Genomic DNA, 26,910 nt, shown 5'->3' on the forward strand with positions numbered 1-26,910 from the left:
GCCCCCACCCAGCTCCAGGACTTCACCAGGATTTCAGGAGGCGTGACGGCATGACGGAACACAGCAGGACATCCGCGCACAGCGGGACATCCGCGCACACCGAGAAGTACGTCGCCGCGATCGACCAGGGCACCACATCGAGCCGTTGCATCATCTTCGACCACGGCGGGGCGATCGTCGCCGTCGACCAGCGCGAGCACCGGCAGATCTTCCCCAGACCCGGCTGGGTGGAGCACGATGCCACCGAGATCTGGTCTAAGGTGCAGGCCGTGGTGGCGGGCGCGCTCGCCAGGGCAGGGCTGCGGGCGGACCAGCTCAGCGCGCTGGGCATCACCAACCAGCGGGAGACCACCGTGCTGTGGGACCGGGCCACCGGCCGGCCGGTGCACCACGCCCTCGTCTGGCAGGACACCCGCACCGACCGGCTGTGCGCCGAACTCGGCGGCACGGACGGCCAGGACCGCTTCCGGGACGCCACCGGACTGCCGCTGGCCAGCTACTTCTCCGGGCCGAAGGTGGCCTGGCTGCTGGACACGGTGCCAGGTCTGCGGGCCCGTGCCGAGCGCGGTGAGATCGCGTTCGGCACCATCGACTCCTGGCTGATCTGGAACCTGACCGGCGGCCCGGACGGCGGGGTGCACGTCACGGACGTGACCAACGCGAGCCGCACCCTGCTGATGGACCTCACCACCCTCCAGTGGGATCCGGCGATCCTCTCCGCGATGGACATCCCCGCCGCGATCCTCCCGGAGATCCGGTCGTCCTCGGAGGTGTACGGCACGGCCGTGGGGCAGCTGGACGGGGTGCCGGTGGCGTCCGCGCTGGGCGACCAGCAGGCCGCGGTGTTCGGGCAGACCTGTTACGGCGTCGGCGAGGCCAAGAACACCTACGGCACCGGCTCGTTCCTGCTGCTCAACACCGGTGAGCGCCCGGTTCCGTCCAAGAACGGGCTGCTGACGACCGTGGGCTACCGGCTCGGCGGCGAGGCGCCGGTCTACTGCCTGGAGGGCTCGATCGCCGTCACCGGATCGCTGGTGCAGTGGTTCCGCGACCAGCTCGGCATCATCGCGTCCGCGGACGAGATCGAGCCGCTGGCGGCGAGCGTCCCGGACAACGGCGGGGCGTACATCGTGCCGGCCTTCTCCGGTCTCTTCGCGCCCTACTGGCGTCCCGACGCCCGGGGCGTGGTCACCGGGCTGACCGGCTTCGTCACCAAGGCGCATCTGGCACGTGCCGTACTGGAGGCGACCAGCTGGCAGACCCGTGAGGTCGTGGAGGCGATGTTCCAGGACTCCGGCGTGCGGCTCACCCGGCTCAAGGTCGACGGCGGGATGACCGCCAACCAACTGCTGATGCAGCATCAGGCGGATGTGCTGGGGGTACCGGTGATCCGCCCGGTCATCTCGGAGACCACCTGTCTCGGAGCGGCGTACGCGGCCGGTCTGGCGACCGGTGTCTGGCAGGACCTGGACGAGCTGCGCGGCCACTGGCGGCAGGACGCGCAGTGGACGCCGCGGATGGACGGGGCCACCCGGGAACGGGAGTTCGCCAACTGGCGCAGGGCGGTGGAGCGGAGCTTCGGCTGGCTGCCGGAGGCTGGCTCGGGGACGTCCTAGGTGTTCTGTCCGGGGAGGGCGTGTCCCATCGGACAGGCCGACGTCCTGGGAGCTGATCCATCGGAGAGGCCCTGAGGCGCCCTGGCCCCGGTCGGAGTGCGCGAAGGCCGTCGATGGTCGTCGATGGTCAGAGTGCGCGAAGGCCGTCGATCACCTCGCGCAGCACCTCGGCGTCCGGCAGCTCGGCCGGCGGCACCGGCCGACCGACCCGGACCAGGTCCGCGTCGAGCAGGTCGCCGATCAGGACCCGTACGACCCCGACCGGAAGGTCGAGTCCGGCCGCCAGCTCGGCGACCGACACCGGCGCCCGACGGCAGCGCTCGACGATCTCCAGGTGCTCCGGCGCCAACGTCCCGTCGTCGGCGGCCCGCGGCGTACGGCTCTCGGCGACCACCTGGGCGATCAGGTCGAGGCGCCCCGCCGCGCCGGTACGGGTGCGCCCGCGGGTCATGGCGTACGGCCGGACGACGGGACCGGCCTCGTCGTCGTACCAGCGGGCCGCCGCCCGCTCCCGCGCCGCCCGGCCGCCCTGCCCACTCATGTGGACGGGACGGACCGGGGCGCGGTGCCCAGGTGCGTACCCACCCGCTTGACCAGCAGGGTCATTTCGTAGGCGATCAGGCCGACGTCGGAGTCGGCATCGGCCAGTACGGCCAGGCAGCTGCCGTCGCCGGCCGCACTGACGAAGAGGAACGCCTCGTCCAGTTCGACGATGGTCTGGCGGACCCGTCCGGCGTCGAAGTGCCGGCCGACGCCCTTGGCCAGGCTGTGGAAGCCGGAGGCGACCGCGGCCAGATGCTCGCCGTCCTCGCGGGTGAGGTCCTTCGAGGCGCCGGTGGCCAGGCCGTCGCTGGAGAGGACGAGGGCCTTGCGGATCGAGCCGACCCGGCCGACCAGCTCGTCCAGGAGCCAGTTCAGCTCACCGGATCCCCTCGCCGGACCCGATGCGGTGGTCGCTGCTGCCTTCGATGCGGTCATGGACCGTCCCCTCCCGTTGTGGTTCCTGGTGGTGCGTCAGTCTCCGGCGAGTCGTCGCCGTGGTCGTCGCCTTTGTCGTCGCAGTTGTCGCCATCGCCGTGGTCGTCATCGCCGTGGTCGCGGCGGCCGCGCTGCCAGCCGCGCTGGAGCGAGGCCATCCGGGCGCGTACCGCTTCGGCGTCCCGGTCGTCCGCGGATGGCTCGGGCCGTCGGTCGCCCGGGGGCTGCTCGGGGCCGCCCTCCGCTCTGAGCTGCGGTGCCAGGCTGGCCTGGCGGACGCGGCGGGGCAGCCCGGTGGAGGTGGTGGCCCGCGGCGGGTTCCGGGGCGGCGGGGTGGTGTCGCCCGCCCCGACGCCGGTGTCCGCCCCGGCGACGGTGTCCGCGTCGGCGCCCGTGTCCGCGTCGGACGGACGCCGGGCGGGCGGCTTCCCACCGGATGAGTCCGCCGCGTTCCCGCCTACCGCGTTCCCGTCCACCGCGTCCGCGTCGTCCTCGCGGCCCCGGCCCTCGACCGTCCGGCCATGGTCGGCGACCAGCACCGGCGGGCGGGGGCGGCGCGGCAGCGGCGCGAGTCCTTCCCCGGCCTTCGGCCTGACGGGGGTCCCCTCAGCGGCAGCCGAGGAAGGGCCCCCGGGCGCCTGGTCCCGGGTCTGCTGATGCGGTTCGCCGCCGGAGACGGGTGGCAGGGCCGCGATACCGCGCGGCCCGGTGGCCGGCCGGGACGGAGCCGCACCCGGGCCGCGGCGCGCTCGCTCGCGCCTGCGATCGGTGCCGCGTCCGCGGTCCGCGCCGGGTGCCCGGTGCCGCTCGCCTCGCCGGTCCCTGGCGCGGTCACCGGCACGTTCCCCAGCGCGGTCACCGGCGCGGCTACCGAACAGGACGCCCTCGCCCTCGGCCGGCCCCGACTCCTCCGGCCCCAGGGGCTCTTCGAGCTCCACCGGACCGCCGGAGAGCGGGACCGCAGCCGCCGCGTCGTCCGCCCGGCCGCCGCCGGCGGTCTCGGTGAGGATCTCGCCCGGGATGAGGACCACGGCGGTGGTGCCGCCGTACGGCGAGGGCTGGAGGCAGACCCGTATGTGCTGCCGCCGGGCGAGCCGGCTGACCACGAACAGCCCGAGCCGGTCGGTGTCGGAGAGCTCGAACTCCGGTGTCTCGGCGAGCCGGAGGTTGGCCTCCAGCAGCTGGTCGGGCGCCATCCCCAGGCCGCGGTCGTGGATCTCCAGGGTGTAGCCGTTGGCGACCCGCTCGCCGAGCACCTGTACGGCGGTGTGCGGCGGCGAGAAGACCGTGGCGTTCTCCAGGAGTTCGGCGATCAGGTGGGTGAGGTCCGATACCTCGGGGCCGTCCACCGCGAGCCGGGGCGGCCGGCGCACCTCGATCCGCTCGTAGTCCTCGACCTCGGCGACCGCCGCCCGCACCACGTCCATCAGCTGGACGGGTTTGCGCCACTGGCGGGACGGGGCCGCTCCGGAGAGGATGACCAGGCCCTCGGCGTGCCGTCGCATACGGGTGGTCAGGTGGTCGAGCCGGAAGAGGTCGGCGAGTTCGCCGGTGTCCTCGGTGCGCCGTTCCATGGCGTCCAGGAGCGTCAGCTGGCGGTGCAGCAGCACTTGGCTGCGGCGGGCGAGGTTGACGAACACCTCGGATACTCCGCGGCGCATGTCCGCCTGTTTGACGGCGGCCTCGACGGCGGCCCGCTGGAGGGTGTTGAGCGCCTGGCCGACCTGGCCGGTCTCGTCCGGGCCGAACTCCAGGCGGGGTGCCTCGGTCTCCACATCGACCTGCTCGCCGGCCGCCAGCCGGCGCATCACGCTCGGCAGCCGTACGCCGGCGACCTCGTGGGCGGCCTTGCGCAGCCGGGTCAGGTCCCGGACGTGGCGGCGGCCGATGCGGAACGAGACGATGACCGAGACCAGCAGGGCGACGAAGCCGAGCACTCCGGCGACGGCCGCCTTGAGCAGGGTGTGGGTGACGACCGGTGCCGTCCGTTCCTGATAGCGGTCGCCGGCGTCCTTGTCCAGCCGTTCGAGGTCGCCGAGCACCCTGCCCGCGGTGGTGCTCCAGCGCTCGGCGTTGACCGCCCGCGGCCCGGCCCGCGCGCCGGCGGCGATCACCCGGTCCTCGTACGAGGCCAGTTCGCGGGCCGGGGCGGAGCGCCAGTAGTCCTCGTAGCCGCCGCGGTCCTCGGCGGGGAGGAGGGGGAGGCTGGTGCCGTAGAGGACACGGCGCTCGGCGGCCCGGTCGGAGAGCGCGCGCAGATCGCGTCCGCTCATGGTGCCGGAGGCGAGTACGGCGGACATCAGCGCATCCTCGCGGGAGACGGCCTCACGGGCGCGGGCGAGGCCGACCAGTGCGCGCCCCTGCTTGTCCAACTCCGCGTTCTCCGGGGTGTGGAGCGCGGCCAGGAAGTCGTAGCCGGGATCGGCCAGGGAGTTGTAGCCCTCCATGGCCTCGTCGCGGGTGGCGGTGTTGTCCTTGACTCGGGCGCGCAGCGAGGGGAGCGCGGCCAGGCCCCTGAGGACGGTGTCCAGCCGGTCGCCGGCGCCGTCGGTCAGATCCTCGCGGACGTCGCGGGAGGCGGCGTCCGCGCGCAGCCGGGCGAGGGCCTCGTCGGTGGCGCGGGTGCGGCCGTGGAGCGCTCCGAGCGCGTCGGCGCCCCGCCGGTCGGCCAGGTAGCGGAGGCTCTGGCGGCGTTCATGCCGGAGGGCCTGGAGGACGTCCTCGACGGGGTGGCCCAGGCGCTGTACGACGTTGCCGACGGCCAGCAGCCGGTTGGCCTCGCGGCCCGTGAGATACGTCGCGAACACCCACAGGGACGTGAGGGACACCAGCGGTACGAGCAGCAGTGCCACGATCTTCCGGCGGACCGACTTTCCGCGAAAGCGCATGGCCTCCCCTCCGTCAACCCCGTTGCCCGGGAGCGGTGTTCCGTCAACAAACGGCGTGAGCCTACTACTGCCGGGTGACCAACCCGAAGGCCCCGTATGACGCCGGGTCAGAACTCCGGGGCGGGATCGTCATACGTTGTCCGGCCATTCCCGGAAAGCCCGCCCCTACGATTCCCGGCGAGTCCGGGGGGGCAGGTTGGCCGGTTCCGCTCCGCCCCGGGGCACTCCGTGCCGTTCCGGTGCCCGACCATGGAGGGGGTGGGGTACGCACCGTGGGACGGTAACCGGTGAAACCCGGGCAACCGCCCTGGAGCCGGGCATTCTGGGAGAGTACGGGGAGTGTGACGCGTTCATGGACACCGGATGGCGACCGTTGTGGGAGGAGGAGCCGACGGCCCGGCCCAGGATGCCCGACCCGGTGCGTACGGCCGCGGTGCGCGCGGTGATCATCGTGGCGATCACCCTGATTCAGGCGATGGTGGCGTTCCTGACCACCCTGGCCGGCTCCTGGTTCGCCTTCCCGGCGGCACTGGGCACGGTCGCCGCCACCGTGGTCGCCACCTGGGCGGTGCTCGACGTCTGGGTGACCCGGCAGGTCTGGGTGCAGCGCCACGGAGTGCACTCACAACCGAGCAGCACGGCACGGCAGTTGCGCCGCGAACGGCGGCGGGCCCGCCGGGCCGCCCCGCCGGAGAGTCCCCCCTTGACGGATCCCTGACGGGCTGCCGGCATACCGGCACACCCACCTGCCACGGCGACGGTGACCGCAGCCCCCCGCACGGGTCACCGCACGTCCGCGGGTCCGGTCAGCCGGCGTTCGCCCCCTGCTCGTTCGTCTCCTCCTCGTTCGTCTCCTCCTCGGGGGCGGGCTCGTCGGAACGCTCCTCGGGGCGGCGGAACATCCGCGTCGCGGTGATCTCGCCGTGCACCACGTCCCCGGCCGGGTCCTGCTGCGGCAGGCCGGGCCGCAGGTGTTCCTCGACGCTGATGTACTTCAGGCCGGCCCGCAGGTCCGCGTCGTTGCGCAGCCGGATGACCAGCGGGAACTCGGCCAGCGCGGTGGTGTCGAACAGGCCGGTGGTGTAGAGCAGCTGGACGCCCAGCGCATCGGCGACGGCCCGCTGGAGCTCCAGCAGATAGGTGGCGTTGGCGCGGCCGATGGGGTTGTCGAGGAACAGCGTGCCGGCGTGCCGCTGCTTGTCCCGGCCCCGGTCGTTGCTGCGCAGCGCGGCCATCGTGCAGTACAGGGCGATCGCGGCGGTCAGCAGCTGGCCGCCGGAGAAGACGTCGCCCATCTGGCCGACGGGGACGCGCTCGGCCCGGAGCACCGCGTCCGGCTTGAGGATCTCCACGGCCACGCCGCGCGGCTGGAGGGCGGCGTGCACCCCGCGCAGCAGCAGGGACATCCCGTCGCGGCGCAGGTCGGAGTTCTTCTTGACGGCGGAGCGGGTGGCCTCGTCGATGACCTCGCCCAGCCGCTCGGCGAGCGTGGCCTGGTCGGGGTCCTCGAAGCGGATCCGCAGGAACTCCTGGCCCGACCACTCCCCCAGCCCCTCGGGCAGCCGGGACAGCCGCTGGGCGGAGCGCAGGGTGGTCAGCGACGACTCGACCATGCCGCGGAGCCGGTCGACGATCGAGTCGCGGTTGCGCTCCAGCTGCGCCAGTTCGTCGGTGAGCACCCGCAGCCGGGGCGCGAAGGCTTCCGCCCACTTGGCGGCGTGGTCCGGCAGGGCTGCCGCGGGCAGCTCGCGGATCTGCTGCCGGGCGGGGGTGCGGACCTGTTCGTAGCGGGTGGAGTTGGCGTGCCGTACGAGGACGTCGGAGGCCTCGCGGACCGCGGCCTCGGCGGCGGACAGGTCGGCGGCACAGCCGCGCAGCGAGCGGCGGGACTCGGCGGCGGCCTGCCGGGCGTCGGCGAGGGAGCCGGCGTACGGCTCGATCGGCGCCTCCGCCCCGTCCTCGGTGTCCTGGTGGTCCCGGAGCAGATCACGCAGCAGGGCGGCGGTCTCGTCGAATCCGCCGGCCGCGTCCTCGGCCGCGCGGTGGGCGCGCAGCAGCTGCTCGTGCCGCTCCCGGGCGCCCTCCAGCGCCTCGGTGGCGGTGGCCAGTTCACCGGACGCGGTGCGCAGCAGCTCCTTGGCGCGGTCGGCGTCCGCCGGCACCAGCTCCTCGGGCAGCTCGGTGTGCGCCTCGCCGTCCGTGGGAGCGAGCCGCTCGGCCTCGCCGCGCAGCCGGCCGAGCTGCTCGCTGGCGGCCGAGGCCCGGCTCTCCAGCTTGTGGACCAGCGATTCGGCGCGGGCGGCGGCGGCCTGCCGGGACGGGCCGTCGGCGGCGTCCGGGCTCTCCAGAAGAGTCTCGGCGCGCGTGCGGACCTTGTTGGTGAGGCGGTTCAGCTCGGCCAGCGCGGCCGACTCGTCTCCCTCGGCCCGGGCCTGTTCGGCGCGCAGATCGGCGCCGACGCCGACCTTCTCGTAGAGCTGGGAGGCGGCGCGGTAGGCCTCGCGGAGCGCCGGCAGCGAGGCGTGCGCGGCCTCGGGCGTCTCCTCCAGGTCGTCCGGTACGCCGGCGATCTCGGCTCGTTCGGCGCGCAGGGCGTGGGCGGTGCGCCGGGCGTCGTCGGCGGCGCGCTGGGCGGCCCGACGGTCCTCGTCGGCGGCCCGGGCGCGGTCCACGCGCTCCTCGGCGCGGTCCTCGAACTCGGCCGCCTCATCGGCGAGTTCCCGCATCCGGGACTGCCAGGCGGAGCGCTCCCGCAGCCGGTGGGCGAGCCCCGCCAGCAGGTCGGCGGCCCGGCGGGCGCGCTGCGCGGCCTCCTGCCGTGCGTCGCGCACCGCGGTGGCTTCGGCGGCGAGTTCCTCGGCCTCGGCGCGGGCCGCACGGGCCTCGGCGAGTTCGGCGGCGGCCTCGTCCGCGGCCGTACGGGTCCGCTCCGCGGCGGCGGCCAGTTCCGCGAGCCGGCCGGCCGGGCAGCCGGTACGCCACGAGCCGAGCCGGGCGGCCAGCGCGCGGTCCCCGGCGAGGCGTGCGGCCAGCGCCCGGATCTCCTCGTCCCGCGCCGCCGCGCGGGTCCGCAGCGCCTGGCGCTCCTCGTCGGCGGCGGACTCGTCGTGCATCGCCGGGTTCGGCGGGACCAGGAAGACGTCCGTGTCCCGCTCGTCGGGGGCCGGGGTGGGGGCGAGCAGCGCGGCGGCGGTGCCCACCGCGACCGCGGAGCGCGGCAGCAGCGCGGCCTGGGCGAGCACCTCGCGGGCCCGGGCGTGGGTGTCCGGGTCCGTGATGATCACGCCGTCGACGAGCTCGGGGCGGGCGGCGAGCACCCGGGCGTGGTCCGCGGGGGCCACGGACTGGGCGAGGTAGCGCCAGCCGGGCAGCGCCGGGACGCCGTGCTCGCCCAGGTACTCCACCGCGGCCAGCACGTCGGGGCCCGGGGGCAGCAGGCCGCCGTCGCCCAGCGCGCCGAGGATCCGGGCGTCGTCCGCGGCGGCCGTGCGCAGGTCGAAGAGCTGCCGCTCGGCGGCCGCGACACCGTCCTCCAGCAGTTCCCGCAGCGCGTCGGCGTTACGGTCCAGTTCCTCGGCGGTCAGCGGCCCCGCGGCGGCGGGGCGGCGCGGGGTGCTCTGCTCGGGGGTGGCCGTCGCCGTACGGGGCGCGGGCACGGCCACCGGCTTCGCCGGGGTCTGCGGGAGCCCGAGGAGCTCGGCGAGCCGCTGCTCGGCGCCGATCGACTCGGCGGCCCGGCGCTCGGCGTCGTAGGACCGGCCGGCGGCCTCGGCGGCGTCCTCGGCACGGGCCGCGGCGAGTTCGGCGGCGGAGTGCCGGGACGTCGCCTCACGGGCCCGGTCGGTGGCCTGCCGCGCCGTCTCACGGGCCGCGTCCCAGGCCTCGACGGCGGTCTTCTCGGCGTCCGAGGCGGCGAGCGCGGCGCGGGCCGGGTCGGCGTCCGGTGCGCTGTCGTCGAGCCAGCCGGCCCGGACGGCCTCGGCGGTCTCCTCGGCGACCTCGGCGAGCCGCTGCTTGAGGTGGTCGGCCTCGCTGCGGGCGCGCTGGGCGTGGGTGGCGGCGGTGGTCGCGTTGCGGTGTGCGGACTCGCCGGCCTCCTGGAGGGCGGCGGAGCGCTCCTCCTCCTCGTTGGCGATCCGCTCCCCGGCCTCGGCGGCCGCGTGCAGCGCGCGGACCAGGTCGGCGGCGGCGGTGGCGCGGGCGGCGAGCGCCGGGGCGGCGTCCCGTTCGGCCTCGCGGATGGCGGCGGCGACCCGGGCGGAGCGGTCGGCGGCGGCGCGGTGCCGCAGCACGGTCTCCGCGGCCTGCCAGGCGCTGTGCAGGGTGCGGGCGTCGTTCAGCTCGCGGCGCTGGGCGGCGGCGCCCTTCTCGGCGGCGGCGAGCGCCAGCGAGGCGTGCCGGTAGGCGAGTTCGGCGGAGACCAGGGCGCGGCGCTCGCGGGTCCGCTCGGCGTCGGTGACGCGGTGGGCCGCGGTGGCGACCTGTTCGGCCAGCTCGGCGGCGCGGCCGCGCTCCTCGGTGCCGCGGGCGTGCAGCCGCTGGGCCAGGCCGCGGGTGCGGCGCTCGGCGCCGGCGTGCACCTCGCGGGCGCGTTCGCGCTGTTCGGCGGCGTCGGCGATGCGGGTGAGCAGGTCGAGAGAGCCGGCGGTGAAGTCCCGTTCGGCGGTGAGCTCCGCGCGCCGGCCGAGCTTGTGGGCGAAGCCGTGGACGAGGTCGGCGAGGCCGTCGGTGTCGCGGGTGTCGGTGACGGCGCGGAGCAGCAGGTCGGTGAAGTCGGAGTCGTTCTTGACCGCGAACAGGCCGGCCGCCTCGCCCTCGTCCGCGTTCATCTCCCGCTGGTAGCGGAAGAGTTCCGGGTCCAGGCCCAGCTCGCCGAGGTGTTCGTTCCAGCGCTCGTGGATCTCCTCCCAGACGACGTCCAGATTGGGGTAGTTCTTCCCGGCTTCGGTGAGGACGTCGCGGAAGCCCTTCATCGTGCGGCGGCGGCCCTGGGCGCCCGAGCTGCCCTCGTTCTCCTGGCGGGGGCGGACGATGGTGGCCTCGGCGACGGGCAGCGAGTCCAGGCTCATACCGGGGCCGGGCCGGAAGCTGTACCAGGCCTCGGCGAACTTCCTCGGGTCGTTGGAGACCTGCCGGCCGCGCCATTCGCTGACCTTGCCGACGACCACGGTCTCGCCCGTGAGGACGTGCTGCCACTCCAGGGCGACATGGCCGCAGTCGTCGGCGAGCAGGAACTTGCGCAGCACGCCGGAACTGGCGCCGCCGAGCGTGTTGCGGTGGCCGGGCAGCATGACCGAGAAGATCAGCTTGAGGAGGACGGACTTGCCGCCGCCGTTCTCCAGGAAGAGCACGCCGGCGGGGGCGGGGCGGCGCGGCGGGCCGACCGGTTCGTCCTCGAAGAAATCCGCCTGGGCCGGTGCCGGCTGGGGCACGGGGGCACCGACTCCCCGCAGGTCCAGCACGGTGTCGGCATAGCGCGCACCGGCCGGCCCGATGGAGTAGAGGCGGACCCGGGACAGCTCGTACATGGCGGACTCTCGTTGTCGTGGTGCGGTCGGTGGCGTGCGGTGGGCGGCGGCGGCCGGTGGCGGTGCGGTCAGCCCGAGTGGAACGGCAGCCCGGCGTCCGCGACCAGGTCGAGGTCGTCGGTGTCCTCGCCCGGGAGGAGCGATCCGCTGCCGTCGCTGACGGGGACGATGCCCAGGTCCAGGAGCTCGGCCATGGCGGCGCCGCCGGCCATGTCGCGGACCTGGAGCTGGTAGCGGGCGGTGGTGCGGTAGGTGCCTCCGGCGTCGTCGCCGGTGCGCTGGAGGAAGCCGGAGTCGACGAGGAAGGTGACGGCCTTGGCGATGATGCCGGTGGTCGAACCGGCCAGCCGGCGGGCGTCCTTGGTGGCGCCGGTCGCGCTGCGCCGGGCGTAGATCCGCCAGGCGGACTCCAGGCCGGGGGCATCCGCGACCGGGTCGGTGTTCTCGCCCTCCTGCTCGGCACGCTCCTCCAGGCGGCGGCAGGCCTGCCGTACGAACGCGTCCACGCCGTTGACGGTGATCCGGCCGATGTAGCCGTCGTCGGCGAGGTCCTCGGGGCGCGGGAAGGCCAGCGCGGCGACCGCCAGATGCGCCAGGCCGTGCAGGAAGCGGTCGGCGGAGTCGGCGGAGGCGCGGCGGGCGTAGTCGCCCATCCGTACCGCGAAGACGGAGTCCTCGGAGGCGGTGACGGCCATGCCGGCGCGGGTGGAGACCTCCAGGACGACCAGTCCGAGACCGGTGGCGACGGCGTCGGCGAGCCGCGCGAAGGCGGGTTCGTCCCGATAGCGGCGCAGCAGTTCCCCGTACTCGGCGTCGCGGGCGGGCAGCAGCTTGGGCTGGAGCCCGAACGACACCAGCCGCGCGGCGTCGGCGGCGTCGGCCGGGGCCAAGGACGCGGGCCGCACCGCTGCCGGCTCGGCGTCGGCGGTGGGCGCGCCCCGGCCCGGCTCGCCGGTCCCGGACGCCGGGTCCGGCTGCGGCACCTCGTCGGCGTCGTACTGGATCACGGGACAGGCTCCTTGCGGGGGACGGTCGGGATGTGCGCTTGCCGGTGTACGGGACGGCGGCCGGGCGGTGGCAGGGGCCGGCGGCGGCCGGCGCCGGGTATCGGCGGTACGCCCTGGATGTGGTGCATCAGGCCACCTCCGAGCGGTCGGCCGCCATCCCCGCGGCGTCCAGTAGGGCGGTGCCGACGATGAGGTCGGCGCCGCCGAACTCGGGGTCTATCAGCTCCGTGCCGTCGTCGACGGCGAAGAGCAGCTGCTGCTCGCCCTGGCGGTAGGCCGTGCCGACCGGCGGACTGGCGGCGTGCACCGCCAGCAGGGCGACGAGGTAGGGGAGTTCGGGATCGCTGCGGCGGGCCTCGGCGAGCAGGCCGGAGAGCCGGCGGGGCGCGTCGGCGGGCAGATCGAGCAGCGCCATGGCCGCGTCGAGCTGCGCCTCGCTGAAGCGGCTGTCGTCGGGGGTGGCCACCAGATCGGGCTCGGGCATCTCGGCACCGAGGTGTTCCCGCTCCACGGGCGGGGTGAGGAGCATCTCGACGAGGTCTCCGACGCGGACCGACGACGGGGTGCGCAGGCCCGTGCCCTGGGCGAAGAAGGCGTCGGTGACGCGGATGGCCTGCTCGGCGGGGAGCGGCAGCACGGGCGCGACGAGCTGGCCGTACAGGTCGAGCCCGGAGCGGGCGGCCGGGGCGGCGAAGGCCTGGCGGTCCTGTTCGGCGCGGAACAGCGGGCCGGCCTCCAGCAGCCGGGACTGGAGCTGGGTGTGGCGGCGGATGCAGTCCTTGACGATGTCGACCAGTTCGGCGGCGCGGCGCTTGTGGTCGGGCTCCTCGGTCTCGTCGCGGGCCTTGCGGATGTTGGTGAGGATGGCGTTCTCGTGGCGGTAGCGCTCCGCGACGTGATCGAGCGCCTCACTGATCATGTCGGGGACGGTCTCCAGCCAGTCGACCGCGCGGACATTGCGCCGGGTGGCGTCCAGGGTGCGGCGCAGCGCCTCGGCGTACTGGACGGTGCGGTAGCGGGCCTGTTCCGCGGCGAGCTGGGCGTCCGCCAGCCGGCCGCGGTTGATCAGCACCTCCAGCTTGACCTCGGCGGCGATCTGGGCACTTGTGACGTCCGTGTCGAGCGCGCCGACCAGCACATTGACCGCTTCGTCGGTGGCGCGGAGGTAGACGGTGCCGCCGGCGCCGGGGACCTCCTCGATCAGCTTGAAGTCGTAGTCGCGGCGGACGTACTCACCGTCGGTGGTGAAGGTGCCGTAGACGGCGCGGAAGCCGCGGTCGACACTGCCGACGTTGATCAGGTTCTCCAGCACCCAGCGGGCGACGCGCTCGTGCTCGCCCGTGGGGCGGCCGGGGGTCTGGGCGGCCACCCGGGGGAGCACCTTCGCCACTATCTCCTCGTGGTCGGCGCCGGTGTCGAAGTCCATGTTGAGGGTGACGAGGTCGATGACGGCGAGCGCCACCTCCGCCATCGCGTAGACCCCGTACTCGCCCGCGAGGTTGGCCTTGCGCACGTCGAGGTCGTGCAGCGGCGCGGTGCAGGCGAGGGCACGCAGCCGGCGGGCCAGGCCTTCGTCGGCGGCCGGGCCCGGCGCGGGGCGGTTACCCCCGTTGAGCTGGGGCGCAGCGGGCCCCGGGGCGGGATGAGTCACGTCGCACAGAGTAGGCGGTCGCACTGACAACGGACGAAACGGCGCGGATCCGCTCACGGCGGAACGGCTGGTGGATCCGTTGACGGGCGGCTGCCGGGCGACGCGTCGGCCGGTGCGTCATTCTACGGCGTGGTCCGCGACGGCTAGTGGGTGGCCCCGCCGGCCGCGCGGATGTCGGTGCGCGTGCGGGCCGCGGTGACGGTGATCTCCCGGAGGGCCCGGGCCACCTCGGCCACCGGCAGCGACGGCTGGGACCGGTCGGTGACCTGTCCGGGTGCGTAGGGGACGTGGACGAACCCGCCGCGGATCCCGGGGAATTCGGTGGCGATGAGGTGGGCGAGTCCGTAGAAGACGTGGTTGCAGACGAAGGTGCCGGCGGTGTTCGAGACCGAGGCGGGCAGCCCGGCGGCGCGGACGGCCGCCACACAGGCCTTGACGGGCAGGGTGGAGAAGTACGCGGCGGGGCCGCCGGGCACGACCGGCTCGTCGATCGGTTCGGCGCCCGCGCCATCGGGTATCCGGGCGTCGTCGACGTTGATGGCGACGCGTTCGACGGTGATGTCGGGGCGACCGCCCGCCTGGCCGGCGCAGAGCACGAGCTCGGGGCGGGTGTCCTCGATCGCGGCCCGCAGCACCGCGAGCGACGCTCCGTAGACGCAGGGCAGCTCGACGGCGAAGGCCTCGATACCGGCCGGCGGTTCGGCCGCGGCGGCGCGTACCGCCTGCCAGGAGGGGTTGACGGCTTCGCCGTCGAAGGGCGCGAATCCGGTCAGCAGTACCCGGGTCATACGGTCTTCTTCCGTCTTCCTTGCTCGAGCGGTGCGGATCGTCGTGCGGTGGCGGGCCGGACGGCAGGCGGGGCAGGCGCCCCAGAAGGCGGTCAAAAGCACTTAGAAGGTGCTCATAAGGTGCTCAGAAGGCGAACAACGCCATGATCGCGATGTTGCAGCCGAGCAGCACCCCCGCCGTGGGCAGCTGTGCCCTGATGGGCCCGTACTGGTCCTTCAGCTCCAGAAGGGCGGCCGGGACGATGTTGTAGTTCGCGGCCATGGGGGTGATCAGGGTGCCGCAGAATCCGGCGAGCATGCCGATGGCCAGGACAGCGGCGGGGTCACCGTCGAAGTGCCCGATGAGGACGGGCCAGCCGACGGCCGCGGTCATCACGGGGAAGGCGGCGAAGGCGTTGCCCATGACGAGGGTGAACGCGAACATGCCGACGCAGTAGACGACGATCGCGACGTAGCGCGAATCCTCCGGCAGGATCGCGGTGGCGAGCTTGCCGACCTGGTCGCCGACACCGGAGACCTGGAAGATGGCGCCCAGCGTGGCCAGCATCTGCGGCAGCAGCATCGCCCAGCCCATCGCCTCCAGCAGGGAGCGGCCGGACTGCACGGGGACCGAGACCCGCTTCTCACGCAGCATGATCATGCCGACGACGAGGGCGGACACGGCCCCGATCCCCAGGCCGAGGATCGTCTCGCTGCCCTCCTGGAGGACCGGCCGGCCCCCGATGGAGAGGTGCTTGACGCCGATGGCGCAGGCCATGGCGACGGCCGGGATGGTGAGTGCGGGGACGAACAGCCGGTTGCCGAGCCGGGCGGCGCTCGCGGTGCGCTCCTCGGGGGTGGTGGTACGCGGGGTGCCGCGCCCGGTGAAGCCGAAGCCGGCCAGGCAGGCCATGACGAGCACGGCGACGCCCAGCGGTTCGGCCGGCGCCTGCTTGGTGACGACCCAACTGCTGTAGATGAAGCCGGCGCCGATCAGCCCCCAGAAGGCGGCGGTGCCGTAGCGCTTGGGGTTACTGCGGTCGGTGACCATCTGGGAGGCCATCACCAGGAAGCTGAGGCCGACCAGCCAGTAGAACCACTCTGCCTTGATCACTGTGCTGCCTCCGTGGCGGTGTCGGACCGGACGTTGGCGGTGAGCAGTTCGCGCTCGAGTCCGCGGTCCAGGCGCAGCAGCCGCCAGCCGTGGACCACGAAGGCGCAGACGGCGGTGGGGATCGCCCACAGCGCGAGGTGCAGCGGTTCGAGGTGGGTGCCGTAGGTGGTGTTGACGAAGCCGGTGATCAGCAGGATCGAGCCGACGGCGAGGAAGACGTCCTCCCCGAAGAACAGGCCCACGTTGTCCGCGCTCGCGGCGAAGGACCGGATCTTCTCCCGTGTCCGGCCGGGGAGTTGGCCGTACGTGCGCTCGGCGGCGCCCTCGGCCATCGGGACGGCCAGCGGACGGACGGTCTGGGCGTGCCCGAAGACATTGGTCAGCCCGACGGCGGCGCCGATCTGCCGCAGGCCCAGGTAGAGCGCGAGGAAGCGTCCGGTGGTGAGCCGGGCGAACCGGGCGATGAGGGCGCGGGCCTGTTCCTGGAGGCCGTAGCGTTCCAGGAGGCCGATGACCGGGAGGGTGATCGCGAAGATCGTCACCGCCCGGCTGCCGGCGAAGCCTTCCCCGAAGGCCGCGAGCACCTTGCCGGGCGACAGTCCGCCCAGGAAGCCGGTGGCGATGCCCGCCACCCCCACGACCAGCAGGGGATTGCGCTTCGTGGCGAAGCCGATCACGACCACGAGCACGCCGAGGAGCACGATCATGGATCCGCCTTCCGCGTACGGGACCCCAGGGGGCAGGGGGCCGGGGAGAGGGTGCAGAGAGTCCGAGCGGGGAGTTCGAGACGGGTGCGGAGATTTCAGCGAGAGAAATTCCTGCGGGGGGTTGCGTCGGGGAGTGCACCGGGGTTGCAGCGGAGGCTAGGCGATTGTTCAACGATCCGACAAGAGGTCTGTGCACAGAATCCGCGGAACGTCGCGGGGGCGCACAGCCGCGGAACCCCGCTCACTCCTCCGCGATACGCCGGGCGTACGCCGCGGACAACTGGACGCGCGAGTCCTCCAGATAGGACCGCAGCAGCCGCTCGGCCTCGGCGGCGTCGCCCGCCTGCAGCGCCTCCAGGATCTGCCGGTTGCGGGTGAGATAGGGCGCGTGGAAGCGCCGGGGATCGGCCATGACGTGGAAGACCAGCCGGAGTTCGGCCAGCACGCCGCGCATCAGCTCATCCGTGCGGGGGCTGTCCGCCAGGGCCACGATCGTCTGGTGGAAGCGGATGTTGGCGGTCGACAGGTCCTGCCACTCCCGCGCGTCGGAGGCGGCCTCACCGGCCCGCACGGCGGCCTCGATCGCCGCGACGGCCTCGCGCACCCGGGCGTCGTACGGTCCCTGGCCCACCCCCCGTACGGCCGCGCACTCCACGAGCGTACGCACCCGGTAGATGTCGTCCAGGTCCTCGACCGTCACCACCCCCACGAACACTCCGCGGTTGAGCTGGTGCACCAGGAGCCGCTCGTGCGTGAGCAGCCGGAACGCCTCCCGCAGGGTGTTGCGCGAGACGCCCAGCGCGCCGCCGATGCCCTCCTCGGAGAGCCGGGTGCCGGGCGGGAAGTAGCCCTCGGTGATCCGGTCGCGCAGGATGTCGGCGACCCGCTCGGCGGTGCTGGCACGGCCCAGCAGCGCGCGGTCCCGCGCCAGCTCCGAGACCTCGGCGAGCCGCCGCTGATCGTTCTTCGCCACTCCGCCGGCCATACCGCTCCGTTCACCGTCCGGGCCTCCTCCGGGCCTCGTCCGGCGAAAGTCAATACCAGCCGAGGGGACAAAACAACGGACCCCGGACCGGATCCCGCGCACCCCTTGTCGGATCGTTCAACAATCCTCTACGTTGTCCGGAACGCCGGCCGGCCCGAGTGCCCTCGGAGGAGAGAGCCACTACGGATACGGGCCGGCCGGACCGAGCGCCTCTGGAACGAACGCGGAACGGACGGACATGACCCCCGTCATCGACCTCAACGCCGACCTCGGCGAGGGCTTCGGCCGCTGGCGGCTCACCGACGACGAGGCCCTGCTGTCCGTCGTCACCAGCGCCAATGTCGCCTGCGGCTTCCACGCCGGCGACCCGGCCACCATGCGCCGGGTGTGCGAACTGGCCGCCGAGCGCGGGGTGGTGATCGGCGCCCAGGTCTCCTACCGCGACCTGGCCGGCTTCGGGCGCCGCGCGATGGACGTGCCGCCGGACGAACTGGCCGACGAGATCGCCTACCAGATCGGTGCGCTGGAGGTCTTCGCGCGCGCCGCCGGCAGCCGCGTCGGCTACGTCAAACCACACGGTGCGCTCTACAACCGCTGTGTGCACGACGAGGAGCAGGCCGGCGCCGTCATCAAGGGCATCCGCACCGCGGGCAGCGGACTGCCGGGCGGCGGGCTCCCGGTCCTCGGCCTGCCCTGCTCCCGGCTGCACCAGGCCGCCGGTCACGCCCAACTGCCCGTCGTCGGCGAGGCGTTCGCCGACCGCGCCTACACGCCCGAGGGCACCCTGGTGCCGCGCCGCGAACCCGGTGCGGTGATCCACGACCCGGACGAGGTCGTCAAACGCTCCATCGGCATCGCCCGCGACCGCACCGTGGCCTCGCGCGACGGCGGTCCGGTCGGGATCACCGCCCGCTCCCTCTGCCTGCACGGCGACACCCCGGGCGCCGCGGACCTCGCCCGGCGCATCCGGTCCGAACTGACCGCCGCCGGTGTACACGTACGGAGTTTCGTATGAGACCTCGTATGAGAGCGCTGCCGGTCGGTGAACACGGGCTGCTGATCGAGCTGGACAGCGCCGTGGAGGCCGAGGCGCTCCACGCCGAGCTGCTGCGCCGGGACGCCGACGGCACCCTGCGGTGGGCCGGGGGCGGTTCCCGGACGGCGGCCGGCGGCGAGATCGTGCCGGCCGCCCGCACGGTCCTCCTCGACGGCCTCGCCGACCCGCGGGGGCTCCGCGCCGAGCTGGCCTCCTGGGACATCCCGCCACGCGCCGCCGGCGACCGGCCCACCGTCGAGATCCCGGTCCGCTACGACGGCCCCGACCTCGACGCCGTGGCCGCCTTGTGGGACGCCACCACCGACGACGTGGTCCGTCTGCACTCCGGCACCGAATTCCACGTCGCCTTCTGCGGCTTCGCCCCCGGATTCGGCTATCTGACCGGTCTGCCCGAGCCGCTGCACGTACCGCGCCGGGCCACCCCCCGTACCCGGGTCCCGGTCGGCTCGGTCGCACTGGCCGGCCCGTACACCGGCGTCTACCCGCGCTCCTCCCCCGGCGGCTGGCAACTGATAGGCACCACCGGAACCGTACTGTGGGACCCGCGCCGGGAACCGGCCGCGCTGCTCTCCCCGGGCACCCGCGTCCGTTTCGTGCCTCTGGAGACCACCCGGCCTCTGGAGACAGCCGGGCCTCTGGAAACCGCCCGATGAACGACCGCGCCTTCTCGGTCGTCCGGGCCGGGGCGCTCACCACCGTGCAGGATCTCGGCAGGCCCGGCCATGCCCACCTCGGTGTGCCGCGCTCGGGCGCCCTGGACGAGCCGGCGCACCGCCTCGCCAACCGCCTGGTCGGCAACCCCGAGTCGGCCGCCACCCTGGAGACGACGCTGACCGGCTGCGCCGTACGGGTCCGCACCGCGACCACCGTCGCCCTCACCGGCGCCCCCTGCCCGGTGACCGTCGACGGCCGCCCCGCCCCCTGGGGCGCCCCGGTCCACGTCCCGGCGGGCGCCGTGCTGGACGCCGGACCGGCCACCCACGGGCTGCGCTGCCACCTCGCCTTCGCGGGCGGCATCGACACCGAGGAGGTGCTGGGCAGCCGCGCCACCGATCTGCTCTCCGGCCTGGGCCCCGAGCCGCTCACCGACGGCGCGGTCCTCCCGCTGGGCGCCCCGTACGCCCCGCCGGCCGGCGCCGATGCCGTCCCGCACCCCGGGCCGGTGACCGAACTGCTCCTGCCGTTCCTCCCCGGCCCCCGCGACGACTGGTTCACCGACAGCGGACTGCGCACCCTGTCCACCGGCCGGTTCCGGGTCTCCCCGGCCGGCAACCGCATCGGCCTGCGCACGGAGGGCCCCGCGCTGGAACGCGCCCGCCCCGGGGAACTCCCCAGCGAGGGCATGCCGTTGGGCGCCCTCCAGGTACCGCCCGACGGGCTGCCGGTGCTGTTCCTGCACGACCACCCCACGACGGGCGGCTACCCGGTCATCGGCGTGGTCCCCGAGCGGTACCTGGCCCGGGCCGCACAGGCGGTGCCGGGGACGCCGGTCCGGTTCCTCCGCATGCGGTAGGACACGGAACCCGCACAGCCGCGGTTCACGGAACTCACACAGCCGCCGGTCAACCGCGCTCCGGCACCCCGTACCCGCCGCCGCCCGGGGTCCGTACGACCAGCACATCGTCCACCCCGACCTCCGCCGCGTCACAGCCGCGCAGCCGCTCGTGCGAACCGTCGGCCCGCTCGATGACGTTCGCGCCCAGCGCCCCCGGGGCACCACCCGCCATCCCATACGGCGGGACCCTGCGGTGGTTGGACAGCAGGGCGATGGTCATCGGCTCCAGGAAGCGCAGCCGGCGCTCGACACCGCAGCCGCCGTGCCAGCGTCCGGCGCCCCCGCTCCCGGCGCGGACGGCGAAGCCGTCGACCCGGACGGGGTAGCGCCACTCCAGCACTTCCGGGTCGGTCAGCCGGGAGTTGGTCATATGGGTCTGTACGGCGTCCGCGCCGTCGAAGCCGTCGCCGGCGCCCGAGCCGCTGGCGACGGTCTCGTAGTACTGCACCCGGTCGTTGCCGAAGGTGAGGTTGTTCATCGTGCCCGAGCCCTCGGCCTGTACGCCGAGGGCGGCGTAGAGCGCGCCGGTGACCGCCTGGGAGGTCTCTACATTGCCCGCGACGGTGGCCGCGGGGTGGGCGGGGGCGAGCATCGAGCCCTCCGGGATGCGGACGTCGACGGGCTTGAGGCAGCCGCTGTTGAGCGGGATGTCCTCGGCGACCAGGGTGCGGAAGACGTAGAGGACGGCCGCCGTCACCACCGAGGTCGGCGCGTTCGCGTTGCCCGGCAGCTGGGGTGAGGTGCCGGCGAAGTCCAGTACGGCACCGCGCGCGGCGCGGTCGACGGTCAGCGCGACGCGGATCTCCGCCCCGCTGTCGGTTTCGTAGCGGTAGCTCCCGTCCGACAGCCCGGCGATGATCCGCCGCACCGATTCCTCGGCGTTGTCCTGGACGTGCCCCATGTAGGCACGTACGACGTCCAGGCCGAACTCCTCGGTCATCCGGTGGAGTTCCTGGATGCCCTTCTCATTGGCGGCGATCTGGGCGCGCAGATCGGCGAGGTTGGCGTCGGGGGCGCGGGAGGGGTACGGGCCGGAGGTGAGCAGTGCGCGGGTCTCGTGCTCGCGCAGCTTCCCGTCGCGCACCAGCAGCCAGTTGTCGAAGAGGATGCCCTCCTCCTCGATGGTGCGGCTGAAGGCGGGCATCGAACCGGGAGTGATACCGCCGATCTCGGCGTGGTGGCCGCGGGAAGCGACGAGGAACAACAGCTCGTCACCGTGCGTTACCGAATCAGAAGCGGCATCGGACGCGGCAGCGGAAGCCGCGTCAGAGGTACCGGAGTTCGTCGCGAAGACCGGGGTGACGACCGTGACATCAGGAAGGTGGGTACCACCGTGGTAAGGATCGTTGATCGCATAGACATCGCCGGGCCGCAGGTCGTCGCCGCGCCGGCGGAGCACTTCCTTGATGGACTCCCCCATCGATCCCAAGTGCACGGGAATGTGCGGTGCGTTGGCGATCAGATTGCCGTCGGCGTCGAAGAGCGCACAGGAGAAGTCGAGGCGCTCCTTGATGTTGACGGAGTGTGCAGTGTTCTCCAGCCGGACGCCCATCTGCTCGGCGATGGCCATGAAGAGACTGTTGAAGACCTCCAGCATCACGGGGTCGGCTCCGGTGCCCACGGCGGCCCGGTCGCCGCGCGGGCGGGTCCGGGTCAGCAGGAGGTGGCCGCGGTCGCCCACGACCGCCTGCCAGTCCGGGTCGAGGACCGTGGTCGCGTTCTCCTCGGCGATGATCGCCGGACCGGTGAGGGCGTCACCGGGGCGCAGGTCGGTGCGCCGGTAGAGGCCGGCGTCGCGCCGTCGTCCAGCGGCGTACACCCGGACGGTCGCCGTGGGCGTCAACTTCCCTTCCCTGCCCCCCTGCCGTACGTCGTATCCACGGGCGCCGCCGGCCTCCCCGAGCGCCTCGACCGACACCGCCTCGGCGACCAGCGGTTTGTCCATCGTGAAGGCGTAGCGCTCGCGGTGGGCCCGGACGAAGTCCGCGGCCATGGCGCCGGCTTCGGCGAGCGGTACACCGATGGTGGAGTCGGTCCCGGCGTAGCGGACCAGGACCCGGGCCCGGGTGGTGATGGACGCGTCCGGCACCCCGTCGTCGTGGAGTTCACGACGCGTCCGACCGGCGAGCGCCGCACAGACCTCGTGGACGCGTTCCATGGCCGCGGCGTCCTCGAACTCCGCCTCGACGGCCTGCTCGCGCATCGCGGTGGCATCGGCGACGCCGATGCCGTACGCGGAGAGCACCCCGGCCAGCGGCGGGACGAGGACGGTGGTGATGCCCAGGGCGTCGGCGACCGCGCAGGCGTGCTGGCCGCCGGCGCCGCCGAAGCAGGTCAGGGCGTAGCGGGTGATGTCGCGGCCGCGCTGGACGGAGATCTTCTTGACCGCGTTGGCCATGTTGAGCACGGCGATGTCCAGGAAACCGGCCGCGACCTCCTCGGGGCCGCGGTCGTCTCCGGTCTCGGCGGCGATCCGGGCGGCCAGTTCGGTGAAGCGGGTGCGGACGGTCCCGGCGTCCAGCGGCTGGTCGCCGTCCGGTCCGAAGACGGCGGGGAAGTGGCCGGGCTGGATCCGGCCGAGCATCACATTGGCGTCGGTGACGGTGAGCGGGCCGCCGCGCCGGTAGCAGGCCGGTCCCGGGACGGCCCCGGCGGAGTCCGGGCCGACCCGGTAGCGGCGCCCGTCGAAGTGCAGGACGGAGCCCCCGCCGGCCGCCACGGTATGGATGTTCATCATGGGGGCGCGCATCCGTACGCCCGCGACCTCACTGCCGAAGACCCGCTCGAACTCACCGGCGTAGTGCGACACATCCGTGGAGGTACCGCCCATGTCGAAGCCGATCACCCGGCCGTGGCCGTCGCCCGCCTCGGCGGCCGAACGGACCATGCCGACGACGCCGCCGGCCGGCCCGGACAGCACGGCGTCCTTGCCGCGGAAGCGCGCGGCCTCCCGCAACCCGCCGTTGGACTGCATGAACATCAGCCGGATGCCGGGGAGTTGGGCGGCGACCTCGTCGATGTAGCGGGCCAGGATCGGGGAGAGGTAGGCGTCGACGACGGTGGTGTCGCCGCGCGGTACCAGCTTCATCAGCGGGCTGACCTCGTGCGAGCAGCTGACCTGCGGGAAGCCCGCACGGCGGGCCAGCTCGGCGACGGCCCGCTCGTGGTCGGGGTGACGGTAGCCGTGCAGCAGGACGACGGCGGCGCTGCGCAGCCCGTCCGCGCGGGCCCGCAGCAGCGCCTCACGTACCCGGTCCGCGTCCAGCGGCCGGACGAGCTCGCCGTGCGCGCCGATCCGCTCCGGTACCTCGATCACCCGCTCGTAGAGCGCCTCCGGCAGCACGATCCGCCGGTCGAAGATCCGCGGCCGGTTCTGATAGGCGATCCGCAGCGCGTCCCGGAAACCCTCGGTGGTCAGCAGCACGGTCGGTTCGCCCGTGCGCTCCAGGAGGGCGTTGGTGGCGACGGTGGTGCCCATCTTGACGACGGAGACCCGCTCGGCGGGAACCGGCTCGTCCGGGCCGAGCCCCAGCATCCTCCGGATGCCGGCCACCGCGGCGTCCCGGTAGCGCTCGGGGTGGTGCGAGAGCAGTTTGCCGGTGACCAGCCGCCCGTCCGGCCGCCTGCCGACGACGTCCGTGAAGGTGCCACCGCGGTCGATCCAGAACTCCCAGCGTCCGGTCGTCATCCCGCCATTGTCGCAGCGCCCTCCGTAGCGGCGGTGTCTTTCGGCGGGGCGGCCTCTTCCGGTACAGCCCCTTCCGGTACGGCCCCTTCCGGTACGGAGCCGGCGTCCAGGGCGGCGAGTGCGCACCAGGTGGCGTGCTCGGCCGCGGCGTCCAGCGGCCGCCCGGAGCCCGTCAGCCCGTACCGGCACTCCCGCAGCGCCAGGGCGAGCAGGCCGGGCAGCAGGTCCGTACACCGGTCGGCGACCCAGCGCGTCCCCTTGGTCGCCATCCACAGCACGGATCCGGTACGGGACGGCGGCCGGCCGTCGAGGACGAGCCCGGGCGGCGGCCCGACCGGTGAGCCGGCCTCGGCGAGCACCGTATGGAAGCCGCGGGCCAGCAGCCGGTGGCCACGTTCGCTGGGGTGCAGCCGGTCCACGCTCCAGGACGCGCGTTCGGCGACCCAGGGTTCGTCGGCGAGGTGCAGATGCACACCGCCGTGGCGGGCGGAGAGCGCGTGGACGACGGTGTTGACGGCCCGCATCCGGCGCGCCAGCGGACGGGCCAACGGCCAGGGCAGCCCCAGCATCCAGCCGGGATCCGGCAGACACGCCGTCAGGACCACGGCGCCGTCGGCGCTCAGCGTGCCATGTGCCCGGTCCAGTGCGGCCGCGACCCGGTCGATGGCGAAGGCGGCGCGCAAGGTGTCGTTCGCACCGACGATCAGGGCGGCGTACCGCGGCTTCAGCGCACGCGCGGCGGGCAACTGGTGCTCCGCCACATCCGCCGCCAGCGCGCCGCTGAACGCCAGGTTGACCAGCGCGACACTCCCCGGCCGCTCCCCCAGTGCCCCGGCCAGCAGCGCGGCCCAGCCACGCCAGCCGCCGCCCGGCAGCGGGTCCCCCAGCCCCTCGGTCAGCGAGTCGCCGAGCGCCACGAAACTCTCAGGGCCCGCGGGTATCGGTCCCGTGCCACGTATCGCCACCCCTTCGGACGCCATCGTCACCACCCACCCCGAGGGCCCGCCGGGTGCGGAGGGGTCGACGCCTGCGCGGCGACCGGCCGGCCGAGCACCGGGGGCGCGTCATGGGCCGCCAGGAAGGCGTCGACGGCGGGCTGCCAGCCGTAGCCCTCGGCCCGGCAGCGGGCAGCGGCGCGCCGGGCGGGCTCGGGCCGGGCCAGCACCCGCTGGACCGCATCGGCGAACGAGGGCCCGTCATCGAGCGCGGTATCACCGCCGTCACCGACGAGACCGGCCAGCGCCGAAGCCGCGCTGGCGACCACGGGCGTACCGCAGGCGAGCGCCTCCAGGGCGGCCAGCCCGAAGGTCTCGGCCGGTCCGGGGGCCAGCGCGAGATCGGCGCCGGCCTGCAGCTCGGCCACCCGGGAGCGGTCCGCGAGGTGCCCGAGGAACGCCGCGGGCAGCCGCTCGCTCCGGGCCCGGGCCTCCAGACGTCCCCGCAGCGGGCCGTCCCCGACCACCACCAGTGCCGCGTCGACGCCGCGCCGGCGCAGCTCGGCCAGTGCGTCCAGCGCCCGCCCGGGCCGCTTCTCCTGCGACAGCCGGGAACACATCAACAGCAGGTACTCCGCCCGGCCCGCCCAGCGCAGACGCGGCTCCGGACCGCGGCGGTCCGGGTGCCAGGCCTCGAGATCGACCCCGAGCGGGGCCCGTACGACATTCCGCGCGCCGGTCCGGGTGAACTCCGCGGCCGCCCACTCGGTCGTGCACACCACCCGGCTGTAGGCGTGCGCGGTACGGCGGTTGAGCCGGTCGGCGACGGCCCGGGCGAACGGCCGGGGCACACCCCAGGTGCGCAGCACCCCGTCCACGCTCTCGTGGGAGACCATCACCGCGGGCACCCGTGCCCGCCGCGCCCATGTGCCGGTCCAGCGCAGGGTCGTACGGTCCGAGACCTCCAGCCGGTCGGGGGCCAGAGCCGTCAGCAGCAGCCGCAGCCGCCGGCGGTCGGTCAGCACACGGTAGCCACCGCTGCCGGGCAGCACCGGCCCGGGCAGGGTGATCACCCGCCCCTGCGCGGTGAGTTCCTCGCGAATCCCCGCCGTCCGCCCGGTCCCGCCCGCCCCCGGCGGCCCGGGCACGATGAGCACCGGCTCATGCCCGGCGGCCCGGTAGCCCTTGCCGAGTTCGCACAGTGCGGTGCGCAGCCCGCCGGAGGCCGGAGTGACGAAGTTGGCGATCCGAACGATCCGCAGGCCCGCCCCGGTGCCGTGCCGCCGGATCATGCGGCCACCGCCGTCCGGTCGGCGAGCACGGCCTCGTAATGGCCCAGCAGCTGATCGCCCACCGCCTCCCAGGTACGGTCGGCAACGGCCCGGCGGGCCGCGGCACCGTACCGTACCCGCAGCTCCGCGCTGCCTCCGAGGAAGCGCACCGCGTCCCGGAACGCGCCGCCGTCGCCCGGTGTCACCAGCAGGCCCGTCCGGCCGTGGTCGACCAGGTCGATCGGCCCGCCCGCACGCGGCGCGACCACCGGCACGCCGGAGGCCATCGCCTCCTGCACGGTCTGGCAGAAGGTTTCGTACGGCCCGGTGTGCACGAAGACGTCCAACGACGCATAGAGCCGGGCGAGTTCATCGCCGGTGCGGCGGCCGAGGAAACGGGCCTCCGGCAGCGCGGTGCGCAGCCCGGCCGCGCTGGGGCCCTCGCCGATGACGACCGTGCGGACACCCGGGAGCCGGGAGGTCTGCGCCAGCAGCCGCACGTCCTTCTCGGGGGCGAGCCGTCCCACGTACCCCACCAGCAGCTCCCGCCCCGCCACCAGCGAGCTGCGCAGCACCGCGTCACGCCGCCCGGGGTGGAACCGCCGGGAGTCGACGCCGCGCGGCCACAGATGGAGCCGCGGCACACCGTGCTCGGTCAGGTCCAGCAGCGCCGCACTGGACGGCGCCAGGGTCCGGTCGGCCGCGGCGTGCACCGCCCGGATGCGCCGCCAGGCCGTCGCCGTACCGCCGCCGAGGTACGTACGGGCGTAGCGGCCGAGATCGGTCTGGTAGACGGCGATCGTCGGCACCCGCCGCCGGGCGGCGGCCGCCATCGCGCGAGCGCCGAGGACGAAGGGGCTGGCGAGGTGCACCAGATCGGGGCAGTGCCCGTCGAGCGCCGCGGCCAGCCGCCGTCCGGGAAGCGCGATCCGCACCTGCGGGTACCCGGGCAAGGGCATCGACCGCACCCGGACGACCGGGCACGGACTCTCGTACGTACCAGCGGTACCGGCGGCCGGCACCACACCCGCGAGCGGTGCGACGACCAGCGGTTCATGCCCGCGGCGGACGAGGTGCCGGGCGGTTTCCAGGGCGCAGCGGGCGACGCCGTTGACGTCGGGCGGGAAGGATTCGGTGACGATGACGACACGCATAACGCTGTT

Annotated in this window: 19 protein-coding genes; 5 read left to right on the top strand and 14 right to left on the bottom strand. The window is 74.1% G+C overall.

Annotated features, from left to right (window positions below; genetic code table 11):
* Positions 1–50: 50 nt before the first annotated feature.
* Positions 51–1,616, top strand: a complete 1,566-nt coding sequence (gene glpK / locus ACFY12_RS18330; RefSeq protein WP_390716842.1) for a glycerol kinase GlpK — start codon at positions 51–53, stop codon at positions 1,614–1,616.
* Between the two features lie 127 nt (positions 1,617–1,743).
* On the opposite strand, the gene ACFY12_RS18335 is transcribed toward glpK, so the two are convergent.
* The 3 genes from ACFY12_RS18335 to ACFY12_RS18345 are packed head-to-tail and all read right to left on the bottom strand — an operon-like array spanning position 1,744 to position 5,482.
* On the bottom strand, positions 1,744–2,157 hold the full coding sequence (locus tag ACFY12_RS18335) for a DUF742 domain-containing protein (RefSeq protein WP_390716843.1): 414 nt from the start codon (positions 2,155–2,157) through the stop codon (positions 1,744–1,746).
* Positions 2,154–2,594 carry a roadblock/LC7 domain-containing protein gene (locus ACFY12_RS18340; protein WP_390716844.1) on the bottom strand — a complete coding sequence of 147 codons (441 nt, stop codon included), beginning with the start codon at positions 2,592–2,594 and terminating at the stop codon, positions 2,154–2,156. The genes ACFY12_RS18335 and ACFY12_RS18340 overlap by 4 nt, the downstream gene beginning before the upstream one ends.
* A complete protein-coding gene (locus ACFY12_RS18345) occupies positions 2,591–5,482 on the bottom strand; it encodes a nitrate- and nitrite sensing domain-containing protein (protein ID WP_390716845.1) in 2,892 nt (963 codons plus the stop codon). Before ACFY12_RS18345 ends, ACFY12_RS18340 begins: the two co-directional genes overlap by 4 nt.
* 196 nt (positions 5,483–5,678) lie before the next feature.
* On the opposite strand from ACFY12_RS18345, the gene ACFY12_RS18350 reads away from it, so the two are divergent.
* Positions 5,679–6,200: a hypothetical protein gene (locus tag ACFY12_RS18350; RefSeq protein ID WP_390716846.1), complete on the top strand. Its 522-nt coding sequence runs from the start codon at positions 5,679–5,681 to the stop codon at positions 6,198–6,200.
* A gap of 88 nt (positions 6,201–6,288) precedes the next feature.
* Here the strand turns inward: ACFY12_RS18350 and ACFY12_RS18355 are convergent, their stop codons facing one another.
* The 7 genes from ACFY12_RS18355 to ACFY12_RS18385 all read right to left on the bottom strand — a co-directional run bounded on the left by ACFY12_RS18355 (position 6,289) and on the right by ACFY12_RS18385 (position 17,241).
* Positions 6,289–11,010: a hypothetical protein gene (locus ACFY12_RS18355; RefSeq protein ID WP_390716847.1), complete on the bottom strand. Its 4,722-nt coding sequence runs from the start codon at positions 11,008–11,010 to the stop codon at positions 6,289–6,291.
* A gap of 68 nt (positions 11,011–11,078) precedes the next feature.
* The gene (locus tag ACFY12_RS18360) at positions 11,079–12,017 is read right to left on the bottom strand and encodes a hypothetical protein (RefSeq protein ID WP_390716848.1); all 939 of its coding nucleotides are present in this window, start codon (positions 12,015–12,017) and stop codon (positions 11,079–11,081) included.
* Positions 12,018–12,144: 127 nt separating this feature from the next.
* Positions 12,145–13,668 (bottom strand): hypothetical protein, encoded by a 1,524-nt coding sequence (locus tag ACFY12_RS18365; protein ID WP_390716849.1) that lies wholly within the window; start codon positions 13,666–13,668, stop codon positions 12,145–12,147.
* Positions 13,669–13,811: 143 nt separating this feature from the next.
* A complete protein-coding gene (pcp, locus tag ACFY12_RS18370) occupies positions 13,812–14,456 on the bottom strand; it encodes a pyroglutamyl-peptidase I (RefSeq protein WP_390716850.1) in 645 nt (214 codons plus the stop codon).
* Positions 14,457–14,580: 124 nt separating this feature from the next.
* Positions 14,581–15,549 (bottom strand): DUF979 domain-containing protein, encoded by a 969-nt coding sequence (locus ACFY12_RS18375; RefSeq protein ID WP_390716851.1) that lies wholly within the window; start codon positions 15,547–15,549, stop codon positions 14,581–14,583.
* Positions 15,546–16,256 carry a DUF969 domain-containing protein gene (locus ACFY12_RS18380; RefSeq protein ID WP_390716852.1) on the bottom strand — a complete coding sequence of 237 codons (711 nt, stop codon included), beginning with the start codon at positions 16,254–16,256 and terminating at the stop codon, positions 15,546–15,548. The genes ACFY12_RS18375 and ACFY12_RS18380 overlap by 4 nt, the downstream gene beginning before the upstream one ends.
* Positions 16,257–16,497: 241 nt before the next feature.
* Positions 16,498–17,241, bottom strand: a complete 744-nt coding sequence (locus ACFY12_RS18385) for a GntR family transcriptional regulator (protein ID WP_390716853.1) — start codon at positions 17,239–17,241, stop codon at positions 16,498–16,500.
* Between the two features lie 238 nt (positions 17,242–17,479).
* On the opposite strand from ACFY12_RS18385, the gene ACFY12_RS18390 reads away from it, so the two are divergent.
* From ACFY12_RS18390 to ACFY12_RS18400, 3 genes are read left to right on the top strand one after another with little or no spacing between them, the layout of a single operon-like run.
* Positions 17,480–18,256, top strand: a complete 777-nt coding sequence (locus ACFY12_RS18390; protein ID WP_390716854.1) for a LamB/YcsF family protein — start codon at positions 17,480–17,482, stop codon at positions 18,254–18,256.
* Between the two features lie 8 nt (positions 18,257–18,264).
* Entirely contained in the window at positions 18,265–18,951 is a 687-nt protein-coding gene (pxpB, locus tag ACFY12_RS18395) for a 5-oxoprolinase subunit PxpB (protein WP_390717302.1), read from the top strand.
* Entirely contained in the window at positions 18,948–19,811 is an 864-nt protein-coding gene (locus ACFY12_RS18400; protein ID WP_390716855.1) for a biotin-dependent carboxyltransferase family protein, read from the top strand. The genes pxpB and ACFY12_RS18400 overlap by 4 nt, the downstream gene beginning before the upstream one ends.
* A 49-nt stretch (positions 19,812–19,860) precedes the next feature.
* Here ACFY12_RS18400 and ACFY12_RS18405 read toward each other — a convergent pair whose 3' ends face one another.
* Genes ACFY12_RS18405 through ACFY12_RS18420 form a run of 4 tightly spaced genes read right to left on the bottom strand, consistent with a single transcriptional unit; the run spans position 19,861 to position 26,901 of the window.
* Positions 19,861–23,541, bottom strand: a complete 3,681-nt coding sequence (locus tag ACFY12_RS18405; RefSeq protein ID WP_390716856.1) for a hydantoinase B/oxoprolinase family protein — start codon at positions 23,539–23,541, stop codon at positions 19,861–19,863.
* A complete protein-coding gene (locus ACFY12_RS18410; RefSeq protein WP_390716857.1) occupies positions 23,538–24,521 on the bottom strand; it encodes an SGNH/GDSL hydrolase family protein in 984 nt (327 codons plus the stop codon). Before ACFY12_RS18410 ends, ACFY12_RS18405 begins: the two co-directional genes overlap by 4 nt.
* Before the next feature lie 2 nt (positions 24,522–24,523).
* Positions 24,524–25,768 (bottom strand): glycosyltransferase, encoded by a 1,245-nt coding sequence (locus ACFY12_RS18415; RefSeq protein WP_390716858.1) that lies wholly within the window; start codon positions 25,766–25,768, stop codon positions 24,524–24,526.
* On the bottom strand, positions 25,765–26,901 hold the full coding sequence (locus ACFY12_RS18420) for a glycosyltransferase family 4 protein (protein WP_390716859.1): 1,137 nt from the start codon (positions 26,899–26,901) through the stop codon (positions 25,765–25,767). Before ACFY12_RS18420 ends, ACFY12_RS18415 begins: the two co-directional genes overlap by 4 nt.
* Between the last annotated feature and the right edge of the window lie 9 nt (positions 26,902–26,910).

This window comes from Streptomyces sp. NPDC001339 (genome assembly GCF_042895955.1).
In the GTDB taxonomy this organism is placed as follows: domain Bacteria; phylum Actinomycetota; class Actinomycetes; order Streptomycetales; family Streptomycetaceae; genus Streptomyces.

Coding starts and splice junctions, on each gene's coding strand:
- glpK (WP_390716842.1), top strand. CDS start 51: ATGACGGAACACAGCAGGACATCCGCGCACAGCGGGACATCCGCGCAC.
- ACFY12_RS18335 (WP_390716843.1), bottom strand. CDS start 2,157: ATGAGTGGGCAGGGCGGCCGGGCGGCGCGGGAGCGGGCGGCGGCCCGC.
- ACFY12_RS18340 (WP_390716844.1), bottom strand. CDS start 2,594: ATGACCGCATCGAAGGCAGCAGCGACCACCGCATCGGGTCCGGCGAGG.
- ACFY12_RS18345 (WP_390716845.1), bottom strand. CDS start 5,482: ATGCGCTTTCGCGGAAAGTCGGTCCGCCGGAAGATCGTGGCACTGCTG.
- ACFY12_RS18355 (WP_390716847.1), bottom strand. CDS start 11,010: ATGTACGAGCTGTCCCGGGTCCGCCTCTACTCCATCGGGCCGGCCGGT.
- pcp (WP_390716850.1), bottom strand. CDS start 14,456: ATGACCCGGGTACTGCTGACCGGATTCGCGCCCTTCGACGGCGAAGCC.
- ACFY12_RS18380 (WP_390716852.1), bottom strand. CDS start 16,256: ATGATCGTGCTCCTCGGCGTGCTCGTGGTCGTGATCGGCTTCGCCACG.
- ACFY12_RS18385 (WP_390716853.1), bottom strand. CDS start 17,241: ATGGCCGGCGGAGTGGCGAAGAACGATCAGCGGCGGCTCGCCGAGGTC.
- ACFY12_RS18390 (WP_390716854.1), top strand. CDS start 17,480: ATGACCCCCGTCATCGACCTCAACGCCGACCTCGGCGAGGGCTTCGGC.
- pxpB (WP_390717302.1), top strand. CDS start 18,265: ATGAGAGCGCTGCCGGTCGGTGAACACGGGCTGCTGATCGAGCTGGAC.
- ACFY12_RS18400 (WP_390716855.1), top strand. CDS start 18,948: ATGAACGACCGCGCCTTCTCGGTCGTCCGGGCCGGGGCGCTCACCACC.
- ACFY12_RS18405 (WP_390716856.1), bottom strand. CDS start 23,541: ATGACGACCGGACGCTGGGAGTTCTGGATCGACCGCGGTGGCACCTTC.
- ACFY12_RS18410 (WP_390716857.1), bottom strand. CDS start 24,521: ATGGCGTCCGAAGGGGTGGCGATACGTGGCACGGGACCGATACCCGCG.
- ACFY12_RS18415 (WP_390716858.1), bottom strand. CDS start 25,768: ATGATCCGGCGGCACGGCACCGGGGCGGGCCTGCGGATCGTTCGGATC.
- ACFY12_RS18420 (WP_390716859.1), bottom strand. CDS start 26,901: ATGCGTGTCGTCATCGTCACCGAATCCTTCCCGCCCGACGTCAACGGC.